Genomic DNA, 26521 nt, shown 5'->3' on the forward strand with positions numbered 1-26521 from the left:
GGGGCTAATGGCTGCGAACAGTGAGCAAGACGACATGCGCTGGTGAGCTTTGCACGGAGAACCGACGCGAAATTAACGCACCCGCAACAGGGACTTTCGGCCCCGCCTTTTCAGCACCCCGGAAAACCACCGTGAGACAAGAGACCAGGACTCGGCGTGACCGCGCCGAATCCCGATCCGCAAGCCGGGTCAGGCGATCCGGTCGATCAGCATCGTGCGCGAGACAGAGTCCCCGCCGACGTCGACGGCGCCTTCGAGGACCTGCCGGGCCGCGGCGAAGCGCGCGGTCTCCCCGGCGTCGGCGTGCAGCCGCAGGATCGGCTCACCGGCCCGCACGGTCTCCCCCACGGCCCGCAGGATCTCCACACCGGCCCCCGCCGACACCTTGTCCTCCTTGCGCGCCCGGCCGGCACCCAGACGCCAGGCGGCCACACCGACGGCGTAGGCGTCCATCCGGGTCACCACACCGTCCGACTCGGCCACCACGTCGTCGGACTCCTCGGCGACCGGCAGCTCGGCGTCGGGATCGCCGCCCTGCGCCTCGACCATCGACCGCCAGGCGTCCATCGCGCGGCCGTCGGAGAGGGCCTTCGCCGGATCGGCGTCGACACCGGCCAGCGCCAGCATCTCCCGGGCCAGCGCGACCGTCAGCTCGACCACGTCGGCCGGTCCCCCGCCCGCCAGTACCTCCACCGACTCGCGCACCTCAAGGGCGTTGCCCGCCGTGCGCCCCAGCGGCGTCGACATGTCGGTCAGCAGCGCCACCGTCCGCACCCCGTGCGCGCCGCCGAGCCGGACCATCGTCTCGGCCAGCTCACGCGCCGGACCGATCTCCTTCATGAACGCGCCCGAACCGACCTTCACGTCCAAGACCAGCGCGTCGGTGCCCTCGGCGATCTTCTTGCTCATGATCGACGACGCGATCAGCGGAATCGACTCCACCGTCCCCGTCACGTCCCGCAGCGCGTACAGGCGCCGGTCGGCCGGGGCCAGCGACTCGCTCGCCGCGCAGACCACCGCGCCGACCCGGCGCATCTGGTCGATGAACTCCTCGTTCGACAGCGCCGTCCGGAAGCCGGGAATGGTCTCCAGCTTGTCGAGTGTCCCGCCGGTGTGCCCCAGACCGCGGCCCGAGAGCTGCGGAACGGCCACACCGTGCGCGGCGACCAGCGGCGCCAGCGGAAGCGTGATCTTGTCGCCGACACCGCCGGTCGAATGCTTGTCGACGGTCGGCATGCCCACACCCGACAAGTCGAGGCGCTCGCCGGAGGCGATCATCGCCTGCGTCCAGCGGGCGATCTCGGCGTCGGTGGCGCCGTTGAGGAAGATCGCCATCGCCAGCGCCGACATCTGCTCGTCGGCGACGGTCCCGCGCGTGTACGCGTCGATGACCCAGTCGATCTGGTCGTCGCCGAGAACACCCTTGTCCCGCTTGGTGCGGATGATCTCGACCGCGCTGAAACTCACGACGTCTCCCTGCTGAGGTGGTCGGGGCCGAAGGCGCCCGGAAGAAGATCAATTATGCGCAGCGGCCCCTCGGCGGAGTCGATGAGGCATTCGGGGCCGCCGTGCTCGAAGAGCAGCTGCCGGCAGCGTCCGCAAGGCGTCAGCGGGTTCCCGCCGCCGTCGACGCAGGCCATCGCGACCAGGCGCCCGCCGCCGCTGTCGTGGATCGCCGAGACCAGGCCGCACTCGGCGCACAGTGTCAGCCCGTAGGAGGCGTTCTCCACGTTGCAGCCCGAGACCACGCGCTCGGTCCCGTCGGCGGCCACGACCAGCCCGGCGGCGCCCACGGGGTACTTCGAGTAAGGCGCGTAGGCCCGCCGCATCGCGGCGACGGCCTCGGCGCGCAGGCCGTTCCAGTCGATGTCCAAGGCAACCTCCAGAGATGATGCTCGCCCGCCCGGGGCGGGTCGCGGGCCGAAACCGGCCGGAAAACTCACCGGCCCGAACGCGCGAACGGCGCGGACACCCCGCGAAGGGGACGTCCGCGCCGTTCGCGCAGATCAGGACTTCACGTATGGCACCCCGTCGGCCGCCGGGGCCCTCACTTTCCCGACGAGCCCCGCCACGGCGAAGATCGTCACGATGTAGGGCAGCATCGACAGGAACTGCGAGGGGATCGGCGAACCGCCCGGCATGGAGCTGAGGAAGATCTGCAGCTGGTCGGTGAACCCGAACAGCAGCGCGCCCAGCAGGGCACCGATCGGGTTCCAGCGGCCCACGATCAGCACCGCCAGGGCGATGAAGCCCTTGCCGACGGTCATGTTCTTGTTGAACGCGATCGCCGAGCCGATGGTGAAGAACGCGCCGCCGACACCGGCGATCAGGCCGCCCATGAGGACGTTGCGGAAACGCACCCAGTTGACCCGCACGCCGACCGAGTCGGCCGCCGCCGGGTGCTCGCCGACCGCGCGGGTGCGCAGACCGAAGGGCGTGTGGAACAGCGCCACGTACACGATCGCGACGAGCGCGACGGCCATGTACGTGAAGATGTTCTGGTCGAACAGGGCCGGTCCGATCACCGGGATGTCCGACAGCAGCGGCACGGTCCAATCGCCAAGGCGCGGCGGCGAGTTGTACTGCTCGGCGGCCTGCTGCATGATCCGCTCGTACAGGAAGCCGGTCAGGCCCAGCGCCAGCAGGTTCAGCACGACACCGAGGACGACCTGGTCGACGAGGTAGCGGATCGCCAGGACGGCCAGGAACAGGCCGATGAGGCAGCCGGCGAGCGCGCCGGCGATGAGGCCGGCCCACGCGCTGGCGGTCAGCGTGCCGATGAGGGCGCCGGTGAAGGCGCCGACGAGGAACTGGCCCTCGATGGCGACGTTGATGACACCGGAGCGTTCGCAGAGCACGCCGCACAGCGCGCCGAGGATCAGCGGGAGCGCCAGGAACAGCGCGCCCTGCATCGTCGCCGTCACCGGCAGGAAGACGCCCGGTTTGGCGATGGAGAAGCACACGAAGGCGAGCGTGAAGGCGGTCAGCGCGATCGCGGTGCCGCCGGTGAACATCCCGGCGCCCAGCGGCGAGACGAGCAGCGCGCCGACGATGACGCAGATCCCGGCCAGGGCGAAGACGGTCGCCGCGGCCGGAAGTTTGACCTCGATGTCCTCGCCGGTCCAGAAGATCTTGAAGACGGCGTTCGCGCCGGACTCGACGCGTGTGCCGAACCAGATCGCGATGAGGCCGAGGGCGATGTAGGTGAGCCCGCCCTTGACCGAGCGGGTCCAGAAGCCGTGGACGGCCTTGGACTCGGCGACCTCCGCGGTAGCGAGAGTGGTCATCGGTTCACCAGCCTTTCGCCATGGTGAGGTCCAGGCCGGCGCCCCGGGAGGGGCGCAGCCGGAAGATTGCCTTCACCAGCGCCGGGGCGGCGATGAAGATGACGATGAGCGCCTGGAGGACGGTCACCATGTCGACGGGGATGTCGGCGACGGACTGCATGCGCACACCGCCCGCCTGCATCGCGCCGAACAGCAGGCCCGCCATGACGACGCCGACGGGACGCGCGCGGCCCAGGAGGGCCACCGTGATGCCGTCGAAGCCGATGTTGCCCACCACGGCCGGCGTCAGCGCGTGCGAGGTGCTCGACAGCATGATCGTCGCGCCGCCGAGGCCGGCGAGCGCGCCCGCGCAGGCCATGGCGGTGGCGTAGGTGCTCGCGACGCTCATTCCGGCGGTGCGGGCGGCGTCGGGGTTGGCCCCGACGGTCCGCATCCGGAACCCGAGGGTCGAGCGGCTCAGCAGCCAGCCGATGACCCCGGCCGCCGCGATGGCGACGAGGATGCCCCAGTTGGCCCGCAGGTTGGCGTTGAGGAACAGCGAGGGCAGCCAGGACGTGTTGTCCACCGACTTGCTGATCGCGTCGGTGCGCTCGGTGGAGTGCACGAAGGCCGTCGAGATCACCCACAGCAGCCCGTAGGCGGCGATGTAGTTGAGCATGATCGAGGTGATCACCTCGTGGGCGCCGGTGCGGGCCTTGAGGACGCCGGGAATGGCGCCCCAGATCGCGCCGGCGAGGGCGCCGCCGAGAAGCGTGGCGATCACGTGGATCCCGAGCGGCAGGTCGAGGCCGAAGCCGACCACGGCGGCGCCGATGGCGCCGGCGATGGCCTGGCCCTGGGCGCCGATGTTGAACAGGCCCGAGCGAAACGCCAGCGCCACGGCGAGACCGGTGAAGATCAGCGGAGCGGCGTTGGTGAGCGTGTCGGAGATCGGGCGCAGCAGCTTCGTCCAGTCGACCTGGCCCTGGAAGGCCAGTTCGAGCTGGGTGAAGTCGACGATCGCGCCCTGGAAGAGCGCGCTGTAGGCGTCGGAGATCGCCGTCCAGCTCGCCGACAGCGCGTCACCGGGCCGGGAGAAGAAGTAGGTGTACATCCCGCGGATCTCTTCGTCGGAGACGACGATGAGGACTCCGCCGATGACCATCGCCAGGATCAGCGAGTAGATCGTCACCATCACCGAGTTCGCGGTGACCAGGTAGCGCAGGAAGCGCACCGCCCAGGGGCGTTCGCGCTCGACCGGGGGCGCCTCGACGGCGACGGTCTGGTCGGGCTGCGGGGCCGTCCCGGTCCCGGCGACCTCCTGGAGCGCCTCCTTCTCGGCGCGCACCTCGGCCCTCTCGGTCACCGGTCCGGCGTCGGGCGAGGAGGCGGCGGGTTCGGGGCTCGCGGCCGCCGCACCCTCGGGCTCGGGAACCGCGTTCCCGGTCGTGTCGGGCGCGTCGCCCTCACCGGGTGGTTCCACGGGCGGCTTGGTCACGCTCCCGGCTCCTTACTCGCAGTGTTGTCGGCGGTCGGGCTGTCATCGCTCACGCCCGCCATGAGACGGCCGATCTTCTCTCGCGGGGTGTCCGGGCCGACCGTCGCCAGGATCTTGCCCCGGTACATGACCGCGATGCGGTCGGAAAGGGCCAGGACCTCGTCGAGCTCGCTGGAGATCAGCAGCACGCCGGTCCCGGTGTCGCGCTCGGCGACGATCCGCTTGTGGATGAACTCGATCGAGCCGACGTCCACGCCGCGGGTCGGCTGGGCGGCCACGAGGAGGTTCAGCTTCCGCGACATCTCGCGCGCGACGATGACCTTCTGCTGGTTACCGCCCGACAGGCTCGACACCGGCGCCCGCGAGGACAGGGTCCGCACGTCGTACTCCTCGACGCGTTCGTCGGCGGTACGGGCGATGACCTCGGGATTGATGGTGAGGGTCCCGCCGAACGGCGCCCGGTTGTACTGGTTCAACACCAGGTTCTCGGCGATCGAGAACGGCTTCACCAGACCGTCGGCGCTGCGGTCCTCGGGGATGTAGCCGACACCGCTCTCGATGACCTTCGAGGTCCGCGAGTTCGAGATGTCGACACCGTTGACGCGGATCGTGCCCGTAACCGCCGGCCGCAGGGCCATGATCGCCTCGGCCAGCTCGGTCTGCCCGTTGCCCTGGACACCGGCGATGCCGAGGATCTCCCCCGCCCGCAGCTCCAGGTCGAGACCGTCGACGGCGTGCTGGCCGCGCTCGTCGGTCACCGTGAGGTTCTCGATGCTCAGCACCGGCTCACCCGGCTGCGCCACGTCCTTGGCGACCGTCAGGCTCACCTCGCGGCCCACCATCATCGCCGCCAGCTCGTCCTGCGGCGCCGACGGGTCGGCGCTGCCCACGATCGTCCCGCGGCGCACCACGGTGATCTTGTCGGCGATCGCCTTGACCTCTTTGAGCTTGTGCGTGATGAAGACGATCGACTTCCCGTCATCGCGCAGGGTGCGCATGACCTCCAGCAGATCCTCGATCTCGCCCGGCGTCAGCACCGCCGTCGGCTCATCGAGGATCAGCAGGTCGCAGTCACTGGTCAGAGCCTTGATGATCTCGACGCGCTGCTGCACGCCGACGGGAATGTCCTCCACGACGGCGTCGGGATCGACGTCGAGGCCGTAACGCTCCGACAGCTCCCGCACCTCACGGCGCGCGGCACGGCGATCCAGGAACGCCAGACCGGTCTTCTTCTCCCGGCCCAGCATGATGTTCTCCGCGACCGTGAAGACCGGCACCAGCATGAAGTGCTGGTGCACCATGCCGATACCCGCCCTCAGAGCGTCACGAGGGCTGCCGAAGGTGCGCGGCACGTCGTCGATGAGGATCTGCCCCGAATCGGGCGTCAACAGTCCATAGAGCACGTTCATCAACGTGCTCTTACCCGCGCCGTTCTCACCCAGAAGCGCATGGATCTCGCCGGGCTCGACGATCAGGTCGATGTGGTCGTTGGCGACAAGCGCACCGAACTTCTTGGTGATGCCGCGCAGTTCGAGTCTCAGGGGGAGCCTCCTGTGTTTGCTGGTCGGCGCTGCGCCTCTGGTCGGCGGCGAACGAATTCGCCTTGCGGGTAGGGGATCGGGCTGCGGCCCCGCCTCCGGTGCCGGGTTCCCGAGGCGGTGCCTTCGCTTCGGCCGGAGCCCCGGGTGGTGGCCGGGTCTCCGGATTTGCCGGAGTGGTGCCTTCACGTCGGCCCGGTGCCCGAGATGGTGCTTCGGGCGTCCGGGTTTCCTTCGTGGTGCCTTCGCGGGGAGGCCTACTCGGAATGGGCCCGGACGGGCGCTTCCCTGAGCGGTTTCCCTGCTGACCTGGCGCCGGGGTTTCCCGCCTCCAGGTGCCGCGATCCTCGTGCCGCCACGTGTCGCCGTCCTGCCGCCGCGCCCTCCGTATGCCGTCCGAGTCGCTTGCAGAGCTCAGAAGATAACCGTCGTACCGGGTGCCGGTCACGAGGACCAGCACCCGGTACGCATTGTAAGCGGGTTATAACCGCAGGCAGGGCACTACGCGGCGGCGGGCTGCACCTTCGACGCGATGGTGACCTTGCCGTCGATGATGTCCTGCTTCAGCGTGTCGAGCTCGGCCTGCAGCTCGGCGGACACCATGGAGGCCTTCTCCTGGAACGCGGCCAGCGAGACGCCCTGGTTTTGCAGCGTGCCCACGTAGTGGCCGGTCTTCGCGCCACCCTTGGCGGCGATCAAGGCGTCGGTCACGGCGGCCGGGATGTTCTTCTCGGCCGTCGACAGGAACACCGAGCACGAGTCGGCGAGGCTCTTGCAGCCGTCGACGTCGACCCAGATGACGCTCAGCTCGGGGTTCTCCTTGGCGACGTTGGCGGTGCCGACGCCCGTTCCACCCGCGACCGGGAAGATGATGTCGGCGCCCTGCGACACGAAGGTGTCGGTGAGGCTCTTGCCCTTCTGCTGGTCGATGAAGCTCTCCGCGAAGGAGCCCTCCTGCTTGGCCGGGTCCCAGCCGAGCACCTCGACCTTCTTGTCCTTGACCTTGTTGAAGTGCGCGACGCCCTCGGCGAAGCCGTCCATGAAGATCGTCACCGGCGGGATGTTCAGCCCGCCGTAGGTGGCGACCTTGTCGGTCTTGGTCGTGGCGGCGGCGAGGTAGCCGGCCATGAACGAGTTCTGCGCGGTGTTGAACTCCATCGAGAACACGTTCGGCAGGTCGACCTTGGCGTCCACGATCGCGAACTGCTGCTCGGGGTTGGCCTCGGCGAGCTTCTTGGTCGCGTCGAACATCAGTCCGCCGACGGCCACGATCAGGTCGCACTCACCGTCGACGGCCGCCTGGAGGTTCGGCTCGTAGTCGGCCTCGCTGTTCGACTGCGTGTAGTCGACCTTGATGCTGGCGTCGCGAGTCGCGGCGTCCTGCATGCCCTGCCAGGCCGAGGAGTTGAAGGACTTGTCGTCGACGCCACCGAGGTCGGTGACCATACAGCCCTTGAACTCGGTGCCCGTGGAGCCGGCACCGTCATCCTCGGGGGCCTTGCCGCATGCTGCGACGGCGAGCACGAGACCACCGCTGGCCAGCGCGGCGATCAGTTTCATAGCAGGACGCACCCTGCGTCTCCCTTCCCTGATGGCCACACGCGTCGCGGTGGTCCAAGGGCGGAAGCTTAGTGGTGTTCGCACGCCTGAACACAGGGTTGAGTCCGATTCGTCGGCGAGTGGTTACTGAGCCGTAATCCAAGCGACGAACCGGACCCTGATGCGTGTTGGTCCTAGGACGGCTGTGAGGGTGAGGTGATCTGGATGGTACCCGCGGTGATGTCCCTGCCGACCTGTTCGACCTCGGCCTTGAGCTCGGCCGGGACCTTGGCGTCGAAGTCGTGGTAGGGCGCGATCAGCACGCCGCTGTTCTCCAGCGTGCCGACGTAGACGCCGGAGCGCGGGCTGCCCTTGACGGCGTCGACGGTGGCCTGCGAGACGACCTCGGGGATCTCCTTGACGACGCTGGTGAGGAAATACGGGCAGTAGTCGGGGGCGGCGTCGCAGCCGTCGAAGTCGACCCAGATCAGGCTGAGCTTCCCGCCCGACTCGGCGGCGACGTTGGCCGCGCCGAGGGAGGAGTTGCCGGCGACGGGCATGACGATGTCGGCGCCCTGGGAGACGAAGTTCGTGGTGAGGGACTTGCCGGCGGTCTGGTCGGCGAAGCTGTTGGCGAAGCTGCCGTTCTGGTCCTCGGCGTCCCAGCCGAGGAGGTCGACCGAGGCGTTCTTCTTGTCGTTGTAGTAGTCGATGCCCTGCGCGTAGCCGTCCATGAAGATGGTGACCGGCGGGATGTTCAGGCCGCCCCAGGTGGCCACCTTCTTCGACTGGGACATGCCCGCCGAGAGGTAGCCGGCCTGGAAGGCGGCCTGCGCGGTGTTGAACTGCATCGAGTAGACGTTCGGGAGGTCGATCTTGGCGTCGACGATCGCGAAGTGCTGGTCGGGGTTGGCCGTGGCGATCTTCTCGGTGGCGTCGGCCATGAGACCGCCGACGGCGATGACGATGCCGCAGCCCTGGTCGACGGCGGCGTTGAGGTTCGGCTCGTAGTCGGCCTCGGTGGTGGAGGCGACATAGGACGGCTCGACGTTGGAGTCGGCGGCCTTGGCGTCCTGGAGGCCCTGCCAGACCGAGGCGTTGAAGGAGCGGTCGTCGACGCCGCCGGTGTCGGTCACCATGCAGGCCTTGAAGGAGCCGCCGCCCCCGCTGTCGTCTTCGGGCGGGCTGCCGCACGCGGTGAGGAGCAGCATCGTTCCGGCCAGGATCCCGGCGCCCGTACGTACCCGCATCGCATACCCCCGTATGGCCCGATTTGTCGGCATGGTCATGGTATGCGTGGACGGGGTCCACTGTGGGCGACATGGGAAAACCCCGCGAGCCGTGGAGGCTCGCGGGGAAGGGCTGGAGGGCTACTCGACAGACACGTCGGGAAGCGCCTCGGCCAGGGCGAGGAGCTGCTCGACGCTGATCGCCGGTTCGGCGGTGTCGGTGTCGAGGTACTGGCGCACGGTGCCGACGTTGAGTTCGACCGCGCTTCCGTCAAGGCGGTAGAGGACCACCCAGTAGCTCACATCGGCTCCAGCGACGTCGTGACCCTCCTCGTCGGGCATGAGCCGGCTGACCGTTCGGGAGGTCACGAAGCGCTCGCCCTCGGCGTTGACGCCCTCCTGGCACGTGACCTCGACGGAGTGGTCGGCACTCGCGCCGTTGTCCTCCTCGTAGTCGTCGCAGCCGATGAGGTCGAAGACGCCCTCCTGGTCGGGCGAGCCGTCCTCAGGACGGTGGGTGCCCTCGGTGTAACCACCCTTCGGCCACACCCTCACCCCGAGGCTTTCAGCCGCCGAGGTCGAGCCGGGAAGCTGGAGCTTCACGCCGGGGTACCACCCGTCGGCATCGATCAGGGTGTAGGCCGGAAGGCGGTAACCGGTCCACTTGGCGTCATCGCCCGAGCCGCCGATGAACTCGACCAGTTCGATCTCCTCGCGCTTGAAGAGCGAGTGGGCGCCCGAGACGTGATCCTCCTCCGAGTACACCGGCCCTTCCTCGCCGTAGTGCTCCACGTCGTCGGAGCGATCGATGTAGCCGGGGAGGTTGGACTCGACCCACCCCCAGAACGCGTCGGAATAGGCGGAGGTGGCCACGCTGTAGGTGTACTCACCGTTCATGTCGGCCCAGTAGTACTCGACCCCGTCGTCCAGCGCGGGCAGATCCACCGGCGTCTGCCCGGTCGGCGGTGGCCCGCCCTGGCTCGCGCTCGGGCTCGGAGTCGCACTTGCCGCCGCGTCGGGCGCCGCTCCCCCCACCGTGTTCATCGCCAGGCTGATCGACACCGCCACGGCCACAACTCCGGCCAGCGCGCCTCCGCCCGCCGCGTAGCGACGCCGCCCGAGCCGCCGGCGCCCGGCCGCGACCGCCGACTCACCGTCCATCGCCGTCGGCGGCGGTTGGGACAGCGCGCCGTTCAGCAGGTTCTTCACTTCCTCGTTCATGCTCGTACCCCTTCGGTCCGCTTCGATCGGTCTTCTCCGAGCAGACCGCGCAGCGCCTGCAGCCCCCGCGCGGTGTGACTTTTTACCGTTCCGGTGGACAGGCGCAGAATCTCCGCCGTCTGGTCCACCGACCTGTCCTCCCAGAAACGGAGGACGACCACCGCCCGCTGCCTGGTGGGCAGCCTGGCGAGGGCGGACAGGACCGCCATGCGCTGAGCGCTCGCGGTGGCCGGGTCGGCCGTCGCCGACTCGGGGATCTCCACGTCGGAGTGCTCCCGGCGAAACCACGCGCGCCGCCAGACGTCCTTGATGACGTTGACGAGGATCCGCCGCGAGTAGGCGTCGGCGGAGATCTTCGCCGTCTTGGGCCAGGCGACGTACAGCTTCGCCAGGGTCACCTGGACGGCGTCCTCGGCACGATGCCAGTCGCCGCAGACCAGGAAGGCGAAGTTGCGCAGCCGGTCCAGCCTGGTGGCGACGAATTCGCGGAACTCCGCCTCTTCGCGCTCACTGTGTCTCATGCGTCCTCTTTCACCCGCGGAACCTGTCGGGGTACGTACGCGCGCCCTCGGGCGAAGGGTTGTCACGGCGGCGAAGGCAACCGGGAGGCTAACCCGGGCACGCGAAAACCCCCGCGTGCCATGGGCTCGCGGGGGCGGTGAGCTCGCGGGTTACTGCACCGGCTCCAGGGGGAGGGCGGTGGCCATCTGGAGAAGCTGACCGAAGTCGAAGGTCTGCTCCATGCCCGGCGTGTCGACGGTGTCGGTGACCACGACGGCGCTGCCGTCGGCGCGGTAGAGGACGAGCTTGGTCTCGGTCATCTCGTACTCGCCGCCGGGGTCGGCGACCTCGGTGACCTCGATGTAGCGCTCGCCGATCCCGGTGGTCTTCTCCCTGCAGGTCACATCGATCTCGCGGGTCTGGCCGGCCTGAATGGCGTCGGTGCGGTCGCTGCAGCCGATCACGTCGAAGAAGCCGGGGTTGCCCTTCACGCTGTCGTCGGCGGGGCCGTCGACGCCCGTGGTGAACTGGTCGGGGACCCGCACGTCCACGCGAACGCGCTCGAAGGGACCCTTGTCCTTGCCCCAAGCGATGAGCCCGTCGTCGGTCTGCCCGTTGACGAACGCGAGGTTCAGGCGGTAGATGAGACGGTGGGCGACGATCTCGTACTCGCCGCTGGTGCCCTCATAGGGCTCCGCGCCGCTGATGACCTGGGTCTCCATCCGGCCGAACTCGGTGGGGGTGGGGCCCTCGGTGAAGCCGCCGAACTTCTCGTCGATGAGGTCGAAGAAGGCCTCGTCGTACTTCGCGGTGCTCTCGGTGCTCTCGGCGGCGAAGGGGATGATGTTGCCTTCCTGGTCCCACAGGCCGTCGTCGATCCAGGTGTAGTACTTCTCCGGATCCAGCTTCGGCAGCCCTTCGGGGCGCTGCGTGTCCTCCGTGTCCACGCTCGGATCCGCCGCGTTCACGCCCGGCGACGCGGGGTCGGCTCCACCTCCGGTGGGTGCCGTGACGCCCGGCAAAGCCACCATGGCCGCCGCGATGACCGCCACCACGCCCGTGGTGAGGCCGCCGATGGCGAACTTGCGCCGGCCGAGGGCTCCGTGGCCGCGCTTGACGGCCGCGTCGGCGTCGAAGGCGGTGAGGGAGTCGTGTCGGGCCGTCTCGTCCAGTAGTTCTCGAATGTCCTTTGTCAACGTACTGCTCCTTCGGCCCGCCTCGGTCCGGATCCTTCGAGCAGGCCGCGCAGCGTCTGTAGTCCCCGCGCGGACTGGCTCTTCACTGTCCCGGTCGTGCAGCGCATGATCTCGGCCGTCTGCTCGACCGACCTGTCCTCCCAGTAGCGGAGGACCACGACCGCCCGCTGCCTCTTCGGCAGGCGGGCGAGCGCGGACAAGACCGTGAGGCGGAGCGCCCCGGACTCCGCCGAGGCCGCCGGGGGCGGCTCGGGGAGCGAGTGGGAGACGCGTTCGCGCCGGAACCAGGCACGTCGGCGGTCCTCGTTGACCACGTTCACCAGGATCCGGCGAACGTAGGCCTCGGTGTTCAGCTTCGAAGCGCGCGTCCAGACGACGTAGAGCTTGGTCAGCGCCGTCTGGACGGCGTCCTCCGACCGGTGCCAGTCACCGGTCAGCAGATAGCCGAAACGCCGGAGGCCGTCGACGCGCGCCACCACGAATTCGCGGTACTGCGCGTCCCTCTCAGAGCGTCGCATCGTGTTCCTCTCCCGAGCTTGTCGCACCTATCAATGGGCGCGGGGGTCCGGGAGGTTGCACGTTCGGGTGAGAAGTTCGGCGGGTCTCAGCGCCAGAAGGTCGCCACGGCGGCGTTTCCGAGGGTGAGGACCAGGATGCCGATGAAGTGTCCCTTGTGGACCACGGCGCCGTCGGCGGCCTTGCGCTTGCGGAAGTAGGGGACCAGCACCATGATGCCGATCAGGACGGCGACGACGCCCTTGACGGCGAGCTTGGCGGGGTCGGGCTTGTCGGCCTCGTCGCGGCCGAGCGGTGCCGACAGCAGGATGCCGGTGAGCAGCTGGATTCCCGCTCCCCAGGCCATGGTCGCGTTGATCCGGAACCTGCCGGCGACGTACTGGACGCATGCGCCACCGAGCAGCACGGCGAACCCAATCAGATGGGCGTACCTCAGGATGAGCCGTAGAGTCTCCATGGCACGGCAGTATGCCAGAGGTTCTACGTGCCGTCGAAGTCCGGCGGATACATCGAAGAGGCAAGATCTTCGGCACATTCATTGGCACGCCTGCCAGACGCCGATGACGACAGTCGATAGCGTGTCCATATGCAAAGGGGGCCGAGCATGCGGGCGGAGCGCACAGTGACGCGACGATCACTGCTCGGATCCCTGTCCTTCATGGCCCTCACCGTCGTCGGCTGCGCGGCCATGCTCCTCCCCGCCGCGCTCTCCAACCGCGCGGGCACCGGCGAGGCCCCGCCGTTCTCCCTGGTGGACGACGCCGGCGGCGGCTCGGAGTCCCCCGGAGGCGGCGAGCCGAGCGGCTCGGCCGACCCCTCGACACCCCCTCAGCCGGGACCGGGCAACCCCATGCCCGGCGGCAACGAGGACAACGAGAACACCAAGACCGAGGGCGGCGGCTCCGGCGGCGGCCTCGGCGACCTGTCCTTCGGCGTCGAGACGGCGCTGTCGATGGGCCTGCTGGCCCTGTTCGCCCTCTTCCTCATTCCGGGTCGTCGGCCACCACGGTCGGCGGGCGGCCGGACAGGTCGATGACCCCGCCTCGGCGGGACGTCGCCGTCCACGCGGCGGCGAACATCAGGATCTGGTTGAACAGCTGAAGGAAGACCAGCAGCCCCACGGTTCCGGTCACCAGCTGGTATGCCGGGTTGTGCTCGACGCGGGTGATGTAGAAACGGCCGACGGTCTTGATCAGTTCGAGGCCGACGGCCACCCAGATCGCCGGGAACAGCACCCGCGCCGGGCGCATCGCCAGCCTCGGCAGGACCGTCAGCAGCGCCGTCGACAGCACCGTGTTGGTCGCCATGCCGATCATGAGCTCCCCGACGGTCGGAATCCACCCGTAGCCGTCGCCGACCGAGGCGTTCACCGTCCAGTTGAGACCCGTCTCGACGATCGTGCCGACCCCCAGCGTCACCGCCAGCAGGATCCCCAGCGCCACCAGGACGCCCAGGTCGACCAGCCAGCGCAGGATCGGGTGCCCCGGCTCGGGCTCCAGCATCCACACCGCCCGCACCGACGAGCGCAGCGCCTGCACCCACGCGATGCCGGTGATGACGAAGCCGATCAGGGCGATGATGCCGACCGTGCCGCGCGCGGCGACGATCTGCGAGACGTCGATCGTCGGCAGGTTCGTGGTCAGCCAGTCCTCGACGGTCTCCAGCACCTTGGAGTTCGCGTCGAGCACGAACCCCAGGCCGGAGAACGCCGCCAGCAGCAGCGCGAAGGCCGCGAAGAAGGCGTAGTAGGAGATGCCCGCCGACAGCAGCGCGCCCTGCGTGTCCCAGAACCGGTCGATCGCGCGGCTGAAGTGGTCGACCCGGGGCGAGAATCGGCGCAGCCGCATCCACATGCGCTCGGCGGCGTCGATCGGATCGGGAAACCTCATCTGCACATCATCGGGCAGGACGTCCACGCGTGACGGGATCCCACCGGTGTTTCCGCGCGGGTCGCACGGGACGTGCCGGACATGGGGGAAACGGCGGTCACCGCGAGCCGTTGGAGGGCGCCGGAGCGGTCAGCGCGAAGCGTCGCTGCACCCGCCAGACCCCGTCCCCCCAGTGCGCGTAGAGCACGAACTCGCCGACGGCGAAGCGCGCCTCGTAGCCGGCCAGTTCGTCGAAGACCCGGTCGGCCTGCTCGGCGGAGACGTCGTGGGCGACGGTCACGTGCGGGTGGTACGGGAAGCGCGCCTCATAGGTCAGCGGCCCGGTCCGCACCGAACCCGCGAGGCGCTCGCACTCGCTGATCCCGGCGGCGACGGCGACGAACACCACCTCCGTCACCGGACGAAACGTTCCCGTCCCGCGCAGGTGCAGCGCGAAAGGAGAGTGCCGCCGGGCGACGCCCGCCAGGTGCTCCTCGACGCCCGGCATGTCGGCGTCGGCGATCTCCACCGGCGCCAGCAGGGTCACGTGCGTGGGCACGCCCGCCGCCTGCGGATCGCCGGTGCCCATCCGGTGATCGCGCAGTTCGCTCCCCCACGGTTCGGGCACCGCGATGGCGACCCCGATCTTTGCCACGGCCACCCCACCCGTCCTTTAGTCGCGCACCGGCTGCGCGAACCCGACCTTTTCGTACACGTCCGCCAGCGTCGCCGAGGCGACCGCGCGTGCCTTGCGCGCGCCCTCGGTGAGCAGCTTGTCGAGCTGGCCGGGGTCGGCGAGGTACTCGTCGGTCCGCTTCGCGATGGGGGTGATGGCCTCCACCACGACGTCGGCGAGGTCGCCCTTGAAGTCGCCGTAGCCCTTGCCCTCGTAGCGCGCCTCCAACTCGGGGACGGTGACCCCGGCGAGGACGGAGAAGATGGTGAGCAGGTTGGCGATGCCGGGCTTGTTCTCCTCGTCGAAGACGATCTCACGGCCGGTGTCGGTGACGGCGGACCGGATCTTCTTCGCGGCGGCCTTGGGCGTGTCGCGCAGGTCGACGATCCCGGCGGGGGCCGAGTTCGACTTCGACATCTTCGCCGAGGGGTCCTGCAGGTCACTGATCTTGGCGGTGCCCTTGACGATGTGCGGCCGCGGAAGCCGGAAGGTGCGCCCGAAGGTCTTGTTGAAGCGGCCGGCGAGGTCGCGGGTCAGTTCGAGGTGCTGGCGCTGGTCCTCGCCGACGGGGACCTCGTCGGTCTCGTAGAGGAGGATGTCGGCGGCCTGCAGGATCGGGTAGGTGAACAGGCCGACGCTGGCGCGTTCCTGCTTGGCCGACTTGTCCTTGAACTGGGTCATCCGGCTGGCCTCGCCGAAACCGGTGATGGCGCCGAGGATCCAGGCGAGCTGGGTGTGCTCGGGGACCTGCGACTGCACGAACAGGGTGCAGCGGTCGGGGTCGAGGCCGATGGCGAGCAGCTGGGCGACCGAGGCACGCCGGCGGCGGCGCAGCTGCTCGGGGTCGTGCCCGGCGGTGATGGCGTGGAGGTCGACGACGCAGTAGAAGGCGTCGTGGGTGTCCTGCATCGCGACCCACTGGCGGAGCGCCCCGAGGTAGTTGCCGAGGTGGAAGGACTCGGCGGTGGGCTGGATTCCGGAGAGGACCCGTGGGATGCGCGGTTCGGCCATGGGCTGAATTCTGTCAGGTCGCCCGCCGGGGCGGTGGCGCCGGTGTGCGTCACCGCCCCGCGCGCGTCGCCTACGGCGTCGGGAGCGAACCGGTGAGGCAGTTGCCGCTCACCAGGGCGGTGAGGGTGGCCGACAGGTCCGCGGCGGCCGCCGCGGCGGCGGTGGCGTCGGGTCCGGCGACGTTGACGACGGCCGCGACCACGGCCGAGACGTTGAGCTGGAGGTCGAGGGCGAGTTCGACGCAGATGGTGATCTCGGCGCCGGGGTCGGGCGCACCGGGCAGGCAGCCGCCGGAGACGAGCGCGGCCACGGCGGCCTGCACGTCGAGGGCCGCGGTGACCGGGTCGCCGCCGGGCAGTGGCGGGAGCGCGGCCGGGTTCGCGTCGCGGGCGGGCAGCGCGACGGCCGTCGTGAGCGCGGTGACGGCAGCCTGAAGGTCGACCGGTGTGACGAATGGGCGATTCGGGCGAGGGGAAGCCCTCGGAACCGTCGCTTACACCTCGCACTAGATCCAACACAACCCCAAAAGCACAGCTTCGCCCATCTCCCACACCCGGGCGGGCTGCGCGTTCGAGCCCGAATGCGCAAGATCCACGGTGAATAGGCCTCCGCCACGCCTGAGCGCCCCGGAACGTGCGCGAATGATGCGCACGCGCTCACCATTGGCATGTTGGGTCGTGTTGGTTTACTCTCGCAGGATCGTGTCAGCCGGTCCCGCCCCCGGGAGAGTCATGCTCGCGCAACAACGCCAGGCCATCATCGCCGAACGAGTCCGCCGCGACGGAGCGGTGCGCGTCAGCGAGCTCGTCGCCGAGTTCGGCGTCTCCGACATGACCATCCGCCGCGACCTCGAACAGCTCGCCGAGCGGGGGCTCGTCGCGAAGGTGCACGGCGGCGCCACGGCCGTCGACATCGGCGCCACCGACGAACCCGGCTTCGCGGCCAAGTCGGTGCAGCAGAAGAACGAGAAAGAGGCCATCGCGCGCGCCGCCGCCGGGCTCGTCAAACCCGCCACCGCCATCGCGCTGTCGGGCGGCACGACGACCTGGACCCTGGCCCACCACCTCCTGTCGGTGCCGAGCCTGACCGTCGTGACGAACTCCGTGCCCGTCGCCGACGTGTTCTACCGCTCCGGCCGCGCCGACCAGACCGTCATCCTCACCGGCGGGATCCGCACCCCCTCCGACGCGCTCGTCGGACCCTTCGCCACGGCGTCCCTGGCGACCATCAACGTCGACGCCCTCTTCCTGGGCGTGCACGGATTCAGCGTCAAGGCGGGCTTCACCACGCCCAACATCGCCGAGTCCGAGACCGACCGCGCGATGGTCGCCGCCGCCCGTCGCCTGATCGTGCTCGCCGACCACTCGAAGTGGGAGCTGGTCGGCATCCGCACCATCGCCGAACTGACCGAGGCCGACGTGCTGGTCACCGACGCGGGACTGCCCGAGGCGTCTCGCGCCGGCCTGCGCGAGCACGTCGGTGAACTGCTCGTGGCCGAGGCGTGAGCCCCGGCCGCGGGACGCCGACCCGGAATGAGGGCATCCCGGCTTTGTCCACTTTGACCAGCATCCACCGCTCCACCACCACCCTCGCCGACGGCCGGGAGATTCACTACTTCGACGCCGCCCCCGACTCCGGCCGGGCGTCCTTCGTGGACGGCCGCGCCCTGCCGCCGCGCCCGCCGGCCGGCGAGCTGCGCTACGACGCCCTGCGCGCCGAGTGGGTGGCCGTCGCCGCGCACCGGCAGACCAGGACCTTCCTCCCCCCGGCCAGCGAGTGCCCGCTGTGCCCTTCGACCCCGCAGCGGGCGACCGAGATCCCGGCGCCCGGCTACGAGGTCGCCGTCTTCGAGAACCTCTTCCCCTCCTTCGCCGGCCCCGCCGGGCACACCCTCGACGGGGAGTCGCTCTCCCCGCGACGCCCGGCGGCCGGCCGCTGCGAGGTCGTGTGCTTCACGCCCGACCACGGCTCCTCCTTCGCGTCGCTGGAACCCCGCCAGGTGCGGGTGGTGATGGAGGCCTGGGCCGAGCGGACCGCCGCGATGTCCGGCCTCGACGGTGTCGAGCAGGTCTTCTGCTTCGAGAACCGCGGCGAGGAGATCGGGGTGACGCTGCACCACCCGCACGGGCAGATCTACGGCTACCCCTTCGTCACGCCGACGACCCGGCGCATGCTCGCCTCCGCCGAGGCGCACCTGCTGCGCACCGGCCGCAACCTCTTCGCCGACGTGCTGGCCGCCGAGGCCGCCGGTGAGCGGGTGGTGGCCGCCAACGAGCACTGGACGGCCTTCGTGCCGGTCGCCGCGCGCTGGCCCTTCGAGGTGCACCTCTACCCGCACAGCCACGTGCCGGACCTGCCCGCGCTGTCCGATGTGGAGCGTGAGGCCTTCGGGCCGATCTACCTGGAGGTGCTGCGGCGCCTCGACGCCGTCTACGGCGTGCCGATGCCCTACATCTCGGCGTGGCACCAGGCGCCGGTGCGCACCGGCCGCGACCTGTCGTATGCGCACCTCCAGCTGCACAGCGCCCGCCGGGCACCGAACAAGCTGAAGTTCCTGGCCGGATCGGAGTCGGCGATGGGCGCCTTCATCAACGACGTCGCGCCCGAGCAGGCCGCGAAGATGCTGCGGGAGGCGTCCCTGTGAACGAGCGTCAGCGAGCCGACCGGAAAGCAGAGCCGCTCGGCGTTCGCCCAGTCGCCTCGCGCGGCGAGGTGGACTCGTGAACGCCCTGGCGACCGGCCTGCGCGCCGCCGAGTCCTTCATCTCCGCCTACGGCCGGGTCCCCACGGTCCGCTGGACCGCGCCGGGACGGGTGAACCTGATCGGCGAGCACACCGACTACAACGACGGCTTCGTGCTGCCCTTCGCGTTGCCGCACGACATCGTCGCGGCCGCCGCGAAGGTCCCCAATCCAGTGTGGACGGTCGTGTCGGAGGGCGTCGACGAGCGCGTCACCTTCACCGTCGACGACCTGGAGCCGGGCAAGGTCGAGGGCTGGGCGGCCTACGTCGCCGGGGTCGTGTGGGCCCTGCGGGAGGCCGGGCACGAGATCGGCGGCGCCGACCTGGCGCTGGCCTCCGACGTGCCGGTCGGTTCGGGGCTGTCGTCCTCGGCGGCCCTGGAGTGCTCGGTGATGGGCGCGCTGTGCGAGCTGTACGGCGTCGCCCTCGACGAGGAGACCGGCCCGAAACTGGCCCAGCGGGCCGAGAACGCCTACGTGGGCGCACCGACGGGCATCCTCGACCAGTCGGCCTCGATCCGCTGCCGTGAGGGTCACGCGCTGTTCCTCGACTGCCGCACCGGCGAGGCCGAACACGTCCCCTTCGACCTGGCCGCGCACGGGCTGAGCGTGCTCATCATCGACACCCGCGCACCGCACCGGCACGTCGACGGCGAGTACGCCGCCCGCCGCGCCGACTGCGAGAAGGCCGCCGAAGCCCTGGGCCTGCGCGCCCTGCGCGACCTGACCCTCGACGGCCTCGACGGGGCCCTGGCGCGCCTGGACGGCGACGTCGCCCGCCGCCGGGTGCGGCACGTCGTCACCGAGAACCAGCGGGTCCTGCACACCGTGGGGCTGCTGCGGGCCGGCATCGAGCCGCACCGGCTCGGGGAACTGCTCACCGAGTCGCACGCCTCCATGCGCGACGACTACGAGATCACCGTCGGCGAGGTCGACCTGGCCGCCTCCGCCGCCGTCGAGGCCGGCGCTTACGGCGCCCGCATGACCGGCGGTGGGTTCGGCGGGTGCGTCATCGCGCTGTGCGAGACGGCGAGGTCCGCCGAGATCGCCGCGGCCGTGCACAAGGCCTTCGTCGACGCCGGGTACACCCCGCCGGCGACGTTCCCGGCGGTCGCCTCGGCGGGTAGCAGGGTTCTGGGGTAGGGGCGGCGGGCCGCCCCCACCCGGTCACATCGCGTCGGTCTCGTCGTCGAAGTCGCCGAGGACCTGCTCCAGCAGGTCCTCCAGTGCCACCAGCCCGCGCAGTGCGCCGTCGGTCCCGGTGACCAGCGCGACCTGCGCGCGCTCGGCGCGCATGGTGGCCACCGCCCGCGAGATCGGCGTGTCCTCGGGCAGCGTCAGCGGCTCGCTGAGCAGGTCGGCGGCACCGGCGGTGGGCTGCTTGAGCGCGTCACGGATGTGCACGATCCCCAGCGGCCGGTCGCCGTCGACGGCCACCAGGCGCGAGCGCCCGGAGGCCAGCGAGACGCGCTCGACCTCGTCGTTGTCGGCCTCGGGGCCCACGGTGACCAGCTCCTCGCGGGGCCGCATCAGCTCGCCGACGGTCGTCGCGCGCAGCTTCAGCACGCCGCTGAGGATCCGGTGCTGCTGCTCGTGGAGCAGCCCGTCCTCCCGCGACTGCCGCAGCAGGACGGCGAGGTCCTCGGGCTTGTGGCTGTCGTCGATCTCGTTCTTCGGGGTGACCTTCGCCATCCGCAGCGTCAGGTTCGCCGCGCCGTTGAGGAGCAGCAGCAGCGGTTTGGTGAGCCAGATGTAGCCCTCGAAGGGCACCGACAGCGCCAGCGCCGACTTCTCCGGGTGGGAGATGGCCCACGACTTCGGCGCCATCTCACCGATCACCATGTGCAGGAACACCACGATGGCGATGCTCAGCAGGAACGCGATCACATAGGACACGCCGCCGGGCAGTCCGGTGGCGGCCAGCAGCGGGTCGAGCAGGTGCGCGATCGCCGGCTTGGCCAGGGCGCCCAGGCCCAGGGTGCACAGCGTGATGCCCAGCTGCGCGCCGGCGAGGGTGACGGTGAGGTGGCGGCTGCCGCGAACGGCCAGCCGCGCCGACAGGGACCCGTCGGCGGCCAGTTCGGCGAGACGGTGGCGTTTGACCGACACCAGCGCGAACTCGGCGGCCACGAAGAACCCGTTGGCGGCCAGGAGGAACAGCGAGACGATCAGCGCCCAGGCGGTGCTCACGCGCGCTCCCCCTTCTCTTCACGGACCGACATCGCGATCGTGTGCGGCACGTGCCGCTGCACGGCGACCACGGCCAGGCGCGCCACACGCGGCGGCGAGGCCTCCTCGTCGGGGTCGTCGACGCTCGCCAACGGCACGTCGACGGAGTCGCCGGGCGAGGCGGTGCGGCCCAGTTGCTGGAGCACCAGTCCCCCGACGGTCTCGTAGGCGCCGTTGCCCGGCAGCTCCACGCCCGTCTCCTCGGCGATCTCGTCGATGCGCCATCGGGCCGGCACGACCCAGCTGCCGTCACCGCGGCGGCGGGCGCGGGCCTCGGGCTTGTCGTCCTCGTCGAGGATCTCGCCGACGACCTCCTCGGCGACGTCCTCGAAGGACACCACCCCGGCGAGGCCGCCGTACTCGTCGACGACGCAGGCGAGCTGGCGGTTCTCGGTCCGCAGCCGCTCCAGCAGCACCGGCGCGGGCAGGCTCTCCGGCACGAACAGCGCCGGGGAGGCGACCGAACCGACCAGCGTGGTGCCGCGCTCGTCGCGGGGGACGCGCAGCACGTCGGCGATGCTCACGACGCCGACCACGTCGTCGACGCCGGTGCCGGTCACCGGGAAGCGCGAGCGGCCCGTCGACAGCAGCCCCACGACGCGCGCGACGGGCTCGTCGGCGGCGATGGTGTGCACGTCGACGCGCGGCGTCATCACCTGGCCGGCGTCGAGGCTGCGGAAGTCGAGCCCGCCTTCGAGCTGCCGGAACAGCTCGGCGTCGAGGAACCCGCCGGCGTGCGACTCGTCGAAGATGTGCTCAAGGTCCTCCGGCGTCGCACCGTGCGGCAGCTCCTCGACCGGCTCGATCCCGATCGAGCGCAGCAGCTTGTTGGCCGCGGCGTCGAACAGGCGGATCACCGGACCGGCGATCTTGAGGTAGACCACCGTCGAGCGCGACAGCGCGCGGGCCAGGGCCTCCGGCCGCGCGATCGCGAGGTTCTTGGGCGCCAGCTCCCCGAACACCATCTGGATCAGCGTCGAGAACAGCAGTGCGATGAGCACCGAGACCGACAGGCTCACCGAGGTCGGCACGCCGGCGCCACCGAGGATCTCGGCGAGGCCGTTGCCGACGTAGGGTTCGGCCACGTAACCGACGAGCAGCCCCGTCACGGTGATGCCCAGCTGCGCGCCGGACAGCATGAAGGACAGCTGCCGGGTCACGCCCAGGGCGCGCGCGGCGGATTTGTCGCCGGCGTCGGCGGCCTGGCGGAGGCGGTTGCGGTCGACGGCGACGTAGGCGAACTCCTGCGCCACGAAATAGCCGGTCGCCGCGGTGAGCAGGACGATGACGAGCACGCCGATGAGGATCAGCATGACGTCACCCCCTGTCGCGTCATGCGTGGTGTCAGCCGGGCCGAACCCGGCTGAGTACTACAACCCTCTATGTCATCGTCCATGATCGGCATTCCGAAGAGGGTACCGGAGCTCGAATTCGCCATCGAGGGCTTGTGGCCGAGGTGACGCCCGAGACGTGCCGGGACTCACCCGGGGAACAAACGGAGCCCCCGTCCTGTTTCCATCTTGCGTGCATACCGACCCCATCCGCGGCCACAAGCGCGGCACCGCTCCGGTCCCCCTGTCCGTCCTCGACCTGGCGCCCGTCGGCAGCGGGCTGACCGTCGCCCAGGCGCTGGCCACCACGACGGCGGTGGCCAAGCGCACCGAGGAACTCGGCTACCACCGCTTCTGGGTCGCCGAGCACCACTCCATGCCCGGCATCGCCAGCTCGGCCCCCGCGGTGATCCTGGCGCACCTCGCCGCGCACACCGAGCGCATCCGCCTCGGCTCGGGCGGGGTCATGCTCCCCAACCATGCCCCGCTGGTCATCGCCGAGCAGTTCGGCACCCTGGAGGCGCTGGCCCCCGGTCGGGTCGACCTCGGCCTCGGCCGGGCGCCCGGCACCGACCGCGCGACCACCCTCGCGCTGCGCCTGACGCCCGAGCGCCTCGGCGCCGACGACTTCCCCGAGCAGCTGGCCGAGCTCACCGCCTTCCTCGACGGCTCCTTCCCCGAAAACCACCCCTACCACCGCATCCACGCCGTCCCCGGCCCCGTGCAGCGCAGGGTCGACGGCGGCGTCGGCGAGCACTCCCGCCCGCCGGTGTGGCTGCTGGGCTCCTCCGACTACAGCGCCCGGCTGGCGGCCTCGCTGGGCCTGCCCTTCGCCTTCGCGCACCACTTCTCGGCCGACAACACCGTCCCGGCCCTCGACCTCTACCGGCGCACCTTCCGCGCCTCCTCGGTGCTCGACAAGCCCTACGCGATGATCGCGGCGACCGCCGTGGCCGCCGACACCGAGAAGGACGCCGCCCGCGCGGCGGCCTCGCTCGGCCTGTCGATGCTGAAGCTGCGCACCGGCCGGGCGGGCCTGGTGCCCTCGGCCCAGGAGGCCGAGGACTTCCCGTACACGCCCGCCGAGCGCGACTTCGTCGCGCAGTGGATGTCGAACGCCGTGACGGGCACGGGCGCGCAGGTCCGCGAAGGGCTCGACGCGCTGGTCGAGCGGACCGGCGCCGACGAGCTGATGGTCACCTCGACCGTGCACGGCCATGAGCCCCGGCTGCGCTCCTACGAGCTGATCGCCGAGGCCTACGGCCTATAGAGCGTGTCCGGTGGGGTCACTGCGGGGCTGCGGCGGGCTCATCTCGCCAACAAGACCCACAAGACAAGCCCTGGGGCTACTCCACCGTCACCGACTTGGCGAGGTTGCGCGGCTGGTCGATCTCCAGACCCAGACCGCGCGCCACCTCGCACGCGAACACCTGGAGCGGCACGGCCGTCAGCAGCGGCGCCAGCAAGGTCGGCACGACCGGGACGTGCACGATCTGGTCGGCGTAGGGCGCCACGGCCGTGTCGCCCTCCTCGGCGATGGCGATGACGGTCGCCCCGCGCGCCTTGACCTCCTGAATGTTCGACACGACCTTGTCGTGCAGAACCCCGCGCCCGCGCGGGGACGGGACGATCACCACGACCGGTGTACCGTCCTCGATCAGCGAGATCGGCCCGTGCTTGAGCTCACCGGCGGCGAAGCCCTCGGCGTGCAGGTAGGCCAGTTCCTTGAGCTTGAGCGCCCCTTCGAGGGCGACGGGGTAGCCGACGTGCCGCCCGATGAACAGCACCGGATGCTGCCCGGCGAGACGCCGGGCGAGTTCGCGCACCGGATCCATCTGTTCCAGGACGGCGGAGATCTTGGCGGGCATCGCGGCGAGCTGTTCGAGGACGGCGGCGACCTCGTCGGCGTACTTCACGCCCCGGATCTGCGCCAGGTGCAGCCCCACGAGGTAGCAGGCGACCAACTGCGTCAGGAAGGCCTTCGTCGAGGCGACGGCGACCTCCAGGCCGGCGCGCGTGTAGAGCACGGCGTCGGACTCGCGCGGGATGGTCGAGCCGACCGTGTTGGAGATGGCCAGGACGCGCGCCTTCTGCTCCTTGGCGTGGCGCAGCGCCATGATCGTGTCCATGGTCTCGCCGGACTGCGAGATGACGATCACCAGCGTCGAGCGGTCCAGGACCGGGTCGCGGTAGCGGAACTCGCTGGCCAGCTCGACCTCGCAGGGCAGCCGCGTCCAGTGCTCGATGGCGTACTTGGCGACCAGCCCGGCGTGGTAGGACGTGCCGCAGGCGACGATGAAGACCTTGTCGGCGTCGCGCAGGTCCTGGTCGGAGAGGCGGACCTCGTCGAGGGCGATCTCACCGGTCTCGGTGACCCGGCCGCGCAGCGTGTCGGCGACGGCGGCGGGCTGCTCGTCGATCTCCTTGAGCATGAAGTGGTCGTAGCCGCCCTTCTCGGCGGCCGCGGCGTCCCAGTCGACGGTGTAGGGGCGCGCCTCGACCGGCTCGCCGGCGAAGTCGGTGACGGTGAACCCGTCCCGGCCGATCGTGACGACCTGGTCCTGGCCCAGCTCGACCGCCTCGCGCGTGAACGACAGGAACGCCGCCACGTCGGAGGCCAGCCAGTACTCGCCCTCGCCGCGCCCGATCACCAGCGGCGAGTTGCGGCGGGCTCCCACGACGGTGTCGGGGTCGTCGGCGTGCACGGCCAGCAGTGTGAAGGCGCCGCTGAGCCGCCGGACCACGCGGTGCATCGCCTCGGTCAGGTCGGCGCCGCCGGCGACCTCGGCGGCCAGCAGGTGCGCGACGACCTCGGTGTCGGTGTCGGAGGCCAGCTCGGTGCCCCCGGCTTCGAGCTCGCCGCGCAGGACGGCGAAGTTCTCGATGATGCCGTTGTGGATGACGGCGATGTTGCCGTCGGCGCTTCGGTGAGGGTGGGCGTTGCGGTCGGTGGGGCCGCCGTGGGTCGCCCAGCGCGTGTGGCCGATCCCGACGGTCGCCTCCAGGTGGGCGGGCTCGCCGTTGTTCTCGGCGAGTGCCTTGTCGAGGTTGCCGAGCTTGCCGGCCCGCTTCTCGACGTAGAGCCCCCCGGCGACGGGCAGGGCGACGCCCGCCGAGTCGTAGCCGCGGTATTCGAGCCGCCGCAGACCGTCCATCACCACTTCGAGCGCCGAGCGCGCTCCCACGTATCCAACGATTCCGCACACGGCCGCGACTGTACCCGAGTTTCACGCAGAAGGCTTGCGTAATAGGGGGGTGTTCACGCATGCCCGCTGCGCGCAGCATGGAAGTGGGTTAACAGAGCGGCAACATCGGCCGCATAACGTGTGGTCACAGCCTTAAGAGGAGGACGGCCATGTCAACGCCCACGGCACCCTCGATCACGATCGCCGCCATGACCGACGCGCACGCCTGGCCCGTGCTGTCGATCTACCAGTCGGGCATCGACACGCACAACGCCACCTTCGAGACCGAGGTTCCCGACTGGACCGCGTTCGGGACGTCCCGCCTGCCCCACCACCGCTTCGTGGCGCTGGGGGTGGATCCGTCTCCCCGTCTGGGGGCGGTGCCGTCCGCCACGACGGTGCTGGGGTGGATCGCGGCTTCGCCGACCTCGAAGCGGCCGGCGTATCGCGGGGTGGTGGAGCACTCGGTGTATGTGCGCCCCGACGCGGCCGGGCGGGGGGTGGGGAGGCGGTTGCTGGAGGTGTTCATCGCCTCGACGGAGGCGGCGGGGATCTGGACGATCACGACGGCGGTGTTTCCGGAGAACGTGGCGAGCCTGCGGCTGCACGCGGGGGCCGGGTTCCGGACCGTGGGGACACGGGAACGGGTGGCGCAGCTGCACGGCAGGTGGCGGGACACGGTGCTGCTGGAGCGGCGGAGCGGGGTGGTGGGGTAGGTAGGGCGGTGGGGTAGCGGACGGGGGTGAGGGAGGGCGGCGCCGGACCGAGACGGGCCGGTCTGCGAGCGGTTCGGGGTTCGGGTTTGGGATGTACCTGGAAGCTCCATCCCCGCAATCTCCGGCGACGAGCGACCCCATGACCACCTGAACCAGCTCCCGATTCCGGGTCCAGGGACGGAGTTCCTGGCGGGGTCTGGGGCGGAGCTCCAGCGGGGGTCTGGGGGCGGAGCCTCCCAGCAGGGTTCGGGACGGAGTCC

The 26521-nt window shown here is 70.3% G+C and carries 24 protein-coding genes and 1 pseudogene; 6 read left to right on the forward strand and 19 right to left on the reverse strand.

Annotated elements, in window-relative coordinates; translation table 11 throughout:
* Positions 1-189 precede the first annotated feature (189 nt).
* From AB0I28_RS34635 to AB0I28_RS34690, 12 genes and pseudogenes are all read right to left on the reverse strand, one after another.
* Positions 190-1467, reverse strand: coding sequence for a thymidine phosphorylase (locus AB0I28_RS34635; RefSeq protein WP_357499949.1), 1278 nt, complete (start codon positions 1465-1467; stop codon positions 190-192).
* A 23-nt stretch (positions 1468-1490) separates the two neighbouring features.
* Positions 1491-1886, reverse strand: a pseudogene (locus AB0I28_RS34640) (cytidine deaminase); the annotation flags it as partial.
* Positions 1887-2006: 120 nt separating this feature from the next.
* Positions 2007-3287, reverse strand: a complete 1281-nt coding sequence (locus AB0I28_RS34645) for an ABC transporter permease (RefSeq protein WP_357499950.1) — start codon at positions 3285-3287, stop codon at positions 2007-2009.
* A 4-nt stretch (positions 3288-3291) separates the two neighbouring features.
* Positions 3292-4500: an ABC transporter permease gene (locus AB0I28_RS34650; protein ID WP_357499972.1), complete on the reverse strand. Its 1209-nt coding sequence runs from the start codon at positions 4498-4500 to the stop codon at positions 3292-3294.
* Positions 4501-4760: 260 nt separating this feature from the next.
* The gene (locus AB0I28_RS34655) at positions 4761-6362 is read right to left on the reverse strand and encodes an ABC transporter ATP-binding protein (protein ID WP_357499973.1); all 1602 of its coding nucleotides are present in this window, start codon (positions 6360-6362) and stop codon (positions 4761-4763) included.
* A gap of 441 nt (positions 6363-6803) precedes the next feature.
* Entirely contained in the window at positions 6804-7862 is a 1059-nt protein-coding gene (locus tag AB0I28_RS34660; protein ID WP_357499951.1) for a BMP family ABC transporter substrate-binding protein, read from the reverse strand.
* A gap of 173 nt (positions 7863-8035) precedes the next feature.
* Entirely contained in the window at positions 8036-9091 is a 1056-nt protein-coding gene (locus AB0I28_RS34665) for a BMP family ABC transporter substrate-binding protein (RefSeq protein ID WP_357499952.1), read from the reverse strand.
* A 120-nt stretch (positions 9092-9211) separates the two neighbouring features.
* Positions 9212-10291 carry a hypothetical protein gene (locus AB0I28_RS34670; protein WP_357499953.1) on the reverse strand — a complete coding sequence of 360 codons (1080 nt, stop codon included), beginning with the start codon at positions 10289-10291 and terminating at the stop codon, positions 9212-9214.
* Positions 10288-10812, reverse strand: coding sequence for a SigE family RNA polymerase sigma factor (locus tag AB0I28_RS34675; RefSeq protein ID WP_357499954.1), 525 nt, complete (start codon positions 10810-10812; stop codon positions 10288-10290). Before AB0I28_RS34675 ends, AB0I28_RS34670 begins: the two co-directional genes overlap by 4 nt.
* Before the next feature lie 150 nt (positions 10813-10962).
* A complete protein-coding gene (locus tag AB0I28_RS34680) occupies positions 10963-11988 on the reverse strand; it encodes a hypothetical protein (RefSeq protein ID WP_357499955.1) in 1026 nt (341 codons plus the stop codon).
* The gene (locus tag AB0I28_RS34685) at positions 11985-12506 is read right to left on the reverse strand and encodes a SigE family RNA polymerase sigma factor (RefSeq protein ID WP_357499956.1); all 522 of its coding nucleotides are present in this window, start codon (positions 12504-12506) and stop codon (positions 11985-11987) included. The genes AB0I28_RS34680 and AB0I28_RS34685 overlap by 4 nt, the downstream gene beginning before the upstream one ends.
* Before the next feature lie 86 nt (positions 12507-12592).
* The gene (locus tag AB0I28_RS34690; RefSeq protein ID WP_357499957.1) at positions 12593-12961 is read right to left on the reverse strand and encodes a hypothetical protein; all 369 of its coding nucleotides are present in this window, start codon (positions 12959-12961) and stop codon (positions 12593-12595) included.
* A gap of 165 nt (positions 12962-13126) precedes the next feature.
* Here AB0I28_RS34690 and AB0I28_RS34695 point away from each other — a divergent pair, with 165 nt between their 5' ends.
* Positions 13127-13540 (forward strand): hypothetical protein, encoded by a 414-nt coding sequence (locus tag AB0I28_RS34695; protein WP_357499958.1) that lies wholly within the window; start codon positions 13127-13129, stop codon positions 13538-13540.
* On the opposite strand, the gene AB0I28_RS34700 is transcribed toward AB0I28_RS34695, so the two are convergent.
* From AB0I28_RS34700 to AB0I28_RS34715, 4 genes are all read right to left on the reverse strand, one after another.
* Positions 13488-14393 (reverse strand): YhjD/YihY/BrkB family envelope integrity protein, encoded by a 906-nt coding sequence (locus AB0I28_RS34700; protein ID WP_357499959.1) that lies wholly within the window; start codon positions 14391-14393, stop codon positions 13488-13490. The two genes, AB0I28_RS34695 and AB0I28_RS34700, sit on opposite strands and share 53 nt — an antisense overlap.
* 97 nt (positions 14394-14490) lie before the next feature.
* A complete protein-coding gene (locus AB0I28_RS34705) occupies positions 14491-15033 on the reverse strand; it encodes a 2'-5' RNA ligase family protein (protein WP_357499960.1) in 543 nt (180 codons plus the stop codon).
* Positions 15034-15045: 12 nt separating this feature from the next.
* Positions 15046-16059, reverse strand: a complete 1014-nt coding sequence (gene trpS, locus AB0I28_RS34710) for a tryptophan--tRNA ligase (RefSeq protein WP_357499961.1) — start codon at positions 16057-16059, stop codon at positions 15046-15048.
* Between the two features lie 70 nt (positions 16060-16129).
* On the reverse strand, positions 16130-16381 hold the full coding sequence (locus AB0I28_RS34715) for a hypothetical protein (protein WP_357499962.1): 252 nt from the start codon (positions 16379-16381) through the stop codon (positions 16130-16132).
* Between the two features lie 409 nt (positions 16382-16790).
* Between AB0I28_RS34715 and AB0I28_RS34720 the strand changes: the two genes are divergently transcribed.
* The 3 genes from AB0I28_RS34720 to galK all read left to right on the forward strand — a co-directional run bounded on the left by AB0I28_RS34720 (position 16791) and on the right by galK (position 19943).
* Positions 16791-17564, forward strand: coding sequence for a DeoR/GlpR family DNA-binding transcription regulator (locus AB0I28_RS34720; RefSeq protein ID WP_357499963.1), 774 nt, complete (start codon positions 16791-16793; stop codon positions 17562-17564).
* Between the two features lie 53 nt (positions 17565-17617).
* The gene (galT, locus tag AB0I28_RS34725) at positions 17618-18703 is read left to right on the forward strand and encodes a galactose-1-phosphate uridylyltransferase (protein ID WP_357499974.1); all 1086 of its coding nucleotides are present in this window, start codon (positions 17618-17620) and stop codon (positions 18701-18703) included.
* Positions 18704-18800: 97 nt separating this feature from the next.
* Complete coding sequence (gene galK, locus AB0I28_RS34730) at positions 18801-19943, forward strand: galactokinase (RefSeq protein WP_357499975.1); 1143 nt, start codon at positions 18801-18803, stop codon at positions 19941-19943.
* Positions 19944-19967: 24 nt separating this feature from the next.
* Here the strand turns inward: galK and AB0I28_RS34735 are convergent, their stop codons facing one another.
* Together AB0I28_RS34735 and AB0I28_RS34740 are read right to left on the reverse strand one after the other, a co-directional pair.
* Positions 19968-20990: a hemolysin family protein gene (locus tag AB0I28_RS34735; protein WP_357499964.1), complete on the reverse strand. Its 1023-nt coding sequence runs from the start codon at positions 20988-20990 to the stop codon at positions 19968-19970.
* A complete protein-coding gene (locus tag AB0I28_RS34740) occupies positions 20987-22342 on the reverse strand; it encodes a hemolysin family protein (protein ID WP_357499965.1) in 1356 nt (451 codons plus the stop codon). Before AB0I28_RS34740 ends, AB0I28_RS34735 begins: the two co-directional genes overlap by 4 nt.
* 211 nt (positions 22343-22553) lie before the next feature.
* Between AB0I28_RS34740 and AB0I28_RS34745 the strand changes: the two genes are divergently transcribed.
* Positions 22554-23630, forward strand: coding sequence for an LLM class flavin-dependent oxidoreductase (locus tag AB0I28_RS34745; RefSeq protein ID WP_357499966.1), 1077 nt, complete (start codon positions 22554-22556; stop codon positions 23628-23630).
* Between the two features lie 76 nt (positions 23631-23706).
* On the opposite strand, the gene glmS is transcribed toward AB0I28_RS34745, so the two are convergent.
* Positions 23707-25566 (reverse strand): glutamine--fructose-6-phosphate transaminase (isomerizing), encoded by a 1860-nt coding sequence (glmS, locus tag AB0I28_RS34750; RefSeq protein WP_357499967.1) that lies wholly within the window; start codon positions 25564-25566, stop codon positions 23707-23709.
* A gap of 188 nt (positions 25567-25754) precedes the next feature.
* Between glmS and AB0I28_RS34755 the strand changes: the two genes are divergently transcribed.
* Positions 25755-26261, forward strand: a complete 507-nt coding sequence (locus AB0I28_RS34755; RefSeq protein ID WP_357499976.1) for an N-acetyltransferase family protein — start codon at positions 25755-25757, stop codon at positions 26259-26261.
* Positions 26262-26521: the final 260 nt, after the last annotated feature.

The organism is Phytomonospora sp. NPDC050363, assembly GCF_040655735.1.
Classification (GTDB): Bacteria; Actinomycetota; Actinomycetes; order Mycobacteriales; family Micromonosporaceae; genus Phytomonospora.

What these genes read in the sequence shown, in the direction of transcription:
- AB0I28_RS34645 (WP_357499950.1), bottom strand. Translation starts at nt 3,287, where the DNA reads ATGACCACTCTCGCTACCGCGGAGGTCGCCGAGTCCAAGGCCGTCCAC.
- AB0I28_RS34660 (WP_357499951.1), bottom strand. Translation starts at nt 7,862, where the DNA reads ATGAAACTGATCGCCGCGCTGGCCAGCGGTGGTCTCGTGCTCGCCGTC.
- AB0I28_RS34665 (WP_357499952.1), bottom strand. Translation starts at nt 9,091, where the DNA reads ATGCGGGTACGTACGGGCGCCGGGATCCTGGCCGGAACGATGCTGCTC.
- AB0I28_RS34670 (WP_357499953.1), bottom strand. Translation starts at nt 10,291, where the DNA reads ATGAACGAGGAAGTGAAGAACCTGCTGAACGGCGCGCTGTCCCAACCG.
- AB0I28_RS34675 (WP_357499954.1), bottom strand. Translation starts at nt 10,812, where the DNA reads ATGAGACACAGTGAGCGCGAAGAGGCGGAGTTCCGCGAATTCGTCGCC.
- AB0I28_RS34685 (WP_357499956.1), bottom strand. Translation starts at nt 12,506, where the DNA reads ATGCGACGCTCTGAGAGGGACGCGCAGTACCGCGAATTCGTGGTGGCG.
- AB0I28_RS34690 (WP_357499957.1), bottom strand. Translation starts at nt 12,961, where the DNA reads ATGGAGACTCTACGGCTCATCCTGAGGTACGCCCATCTGATTGGGTTC.
- AB0I28_RS34700 (WP_357499959.1), bottom strand. Translation starts at nt 14,393, where the DNA reads ATGAGGTTTCCCGATCCGATCGACGCCGCCGAGCGCATGTGGATGCGG.
- trpS (WP_357499961.1), bottom strand. Translation starts at nt 16,059, where the DNA reads ATGGCCGAACCGCGCATCCCACGGGTCCTCTCCGGAATCCAGCCCACC.
- AB0I28_RS34720 (WP_357499963.1), top strand. Translation starts at nt 16,791, where the DNA reads ATGCTCGCGCAACAACGCCAGGCCATCATCGCCGAACGAGTCCGCCGC.
- AB0I28_RS34740 (WP_357499965.1), bottom strand. Translation starts at nt 22,342, where the DNA reads ATGCTGATCCTCATCGGCGTGCTCGTCATCGTCCTGCTCACCGCGGCG.
- AB0I28_RS34755 (WP_357499976.1), top strand. Translation starts at nt 25,755, where the DNA reads ATGACCGACGCGCACGCCTGGCCCGTGCTGTCGATCTACCAGTCGGGC.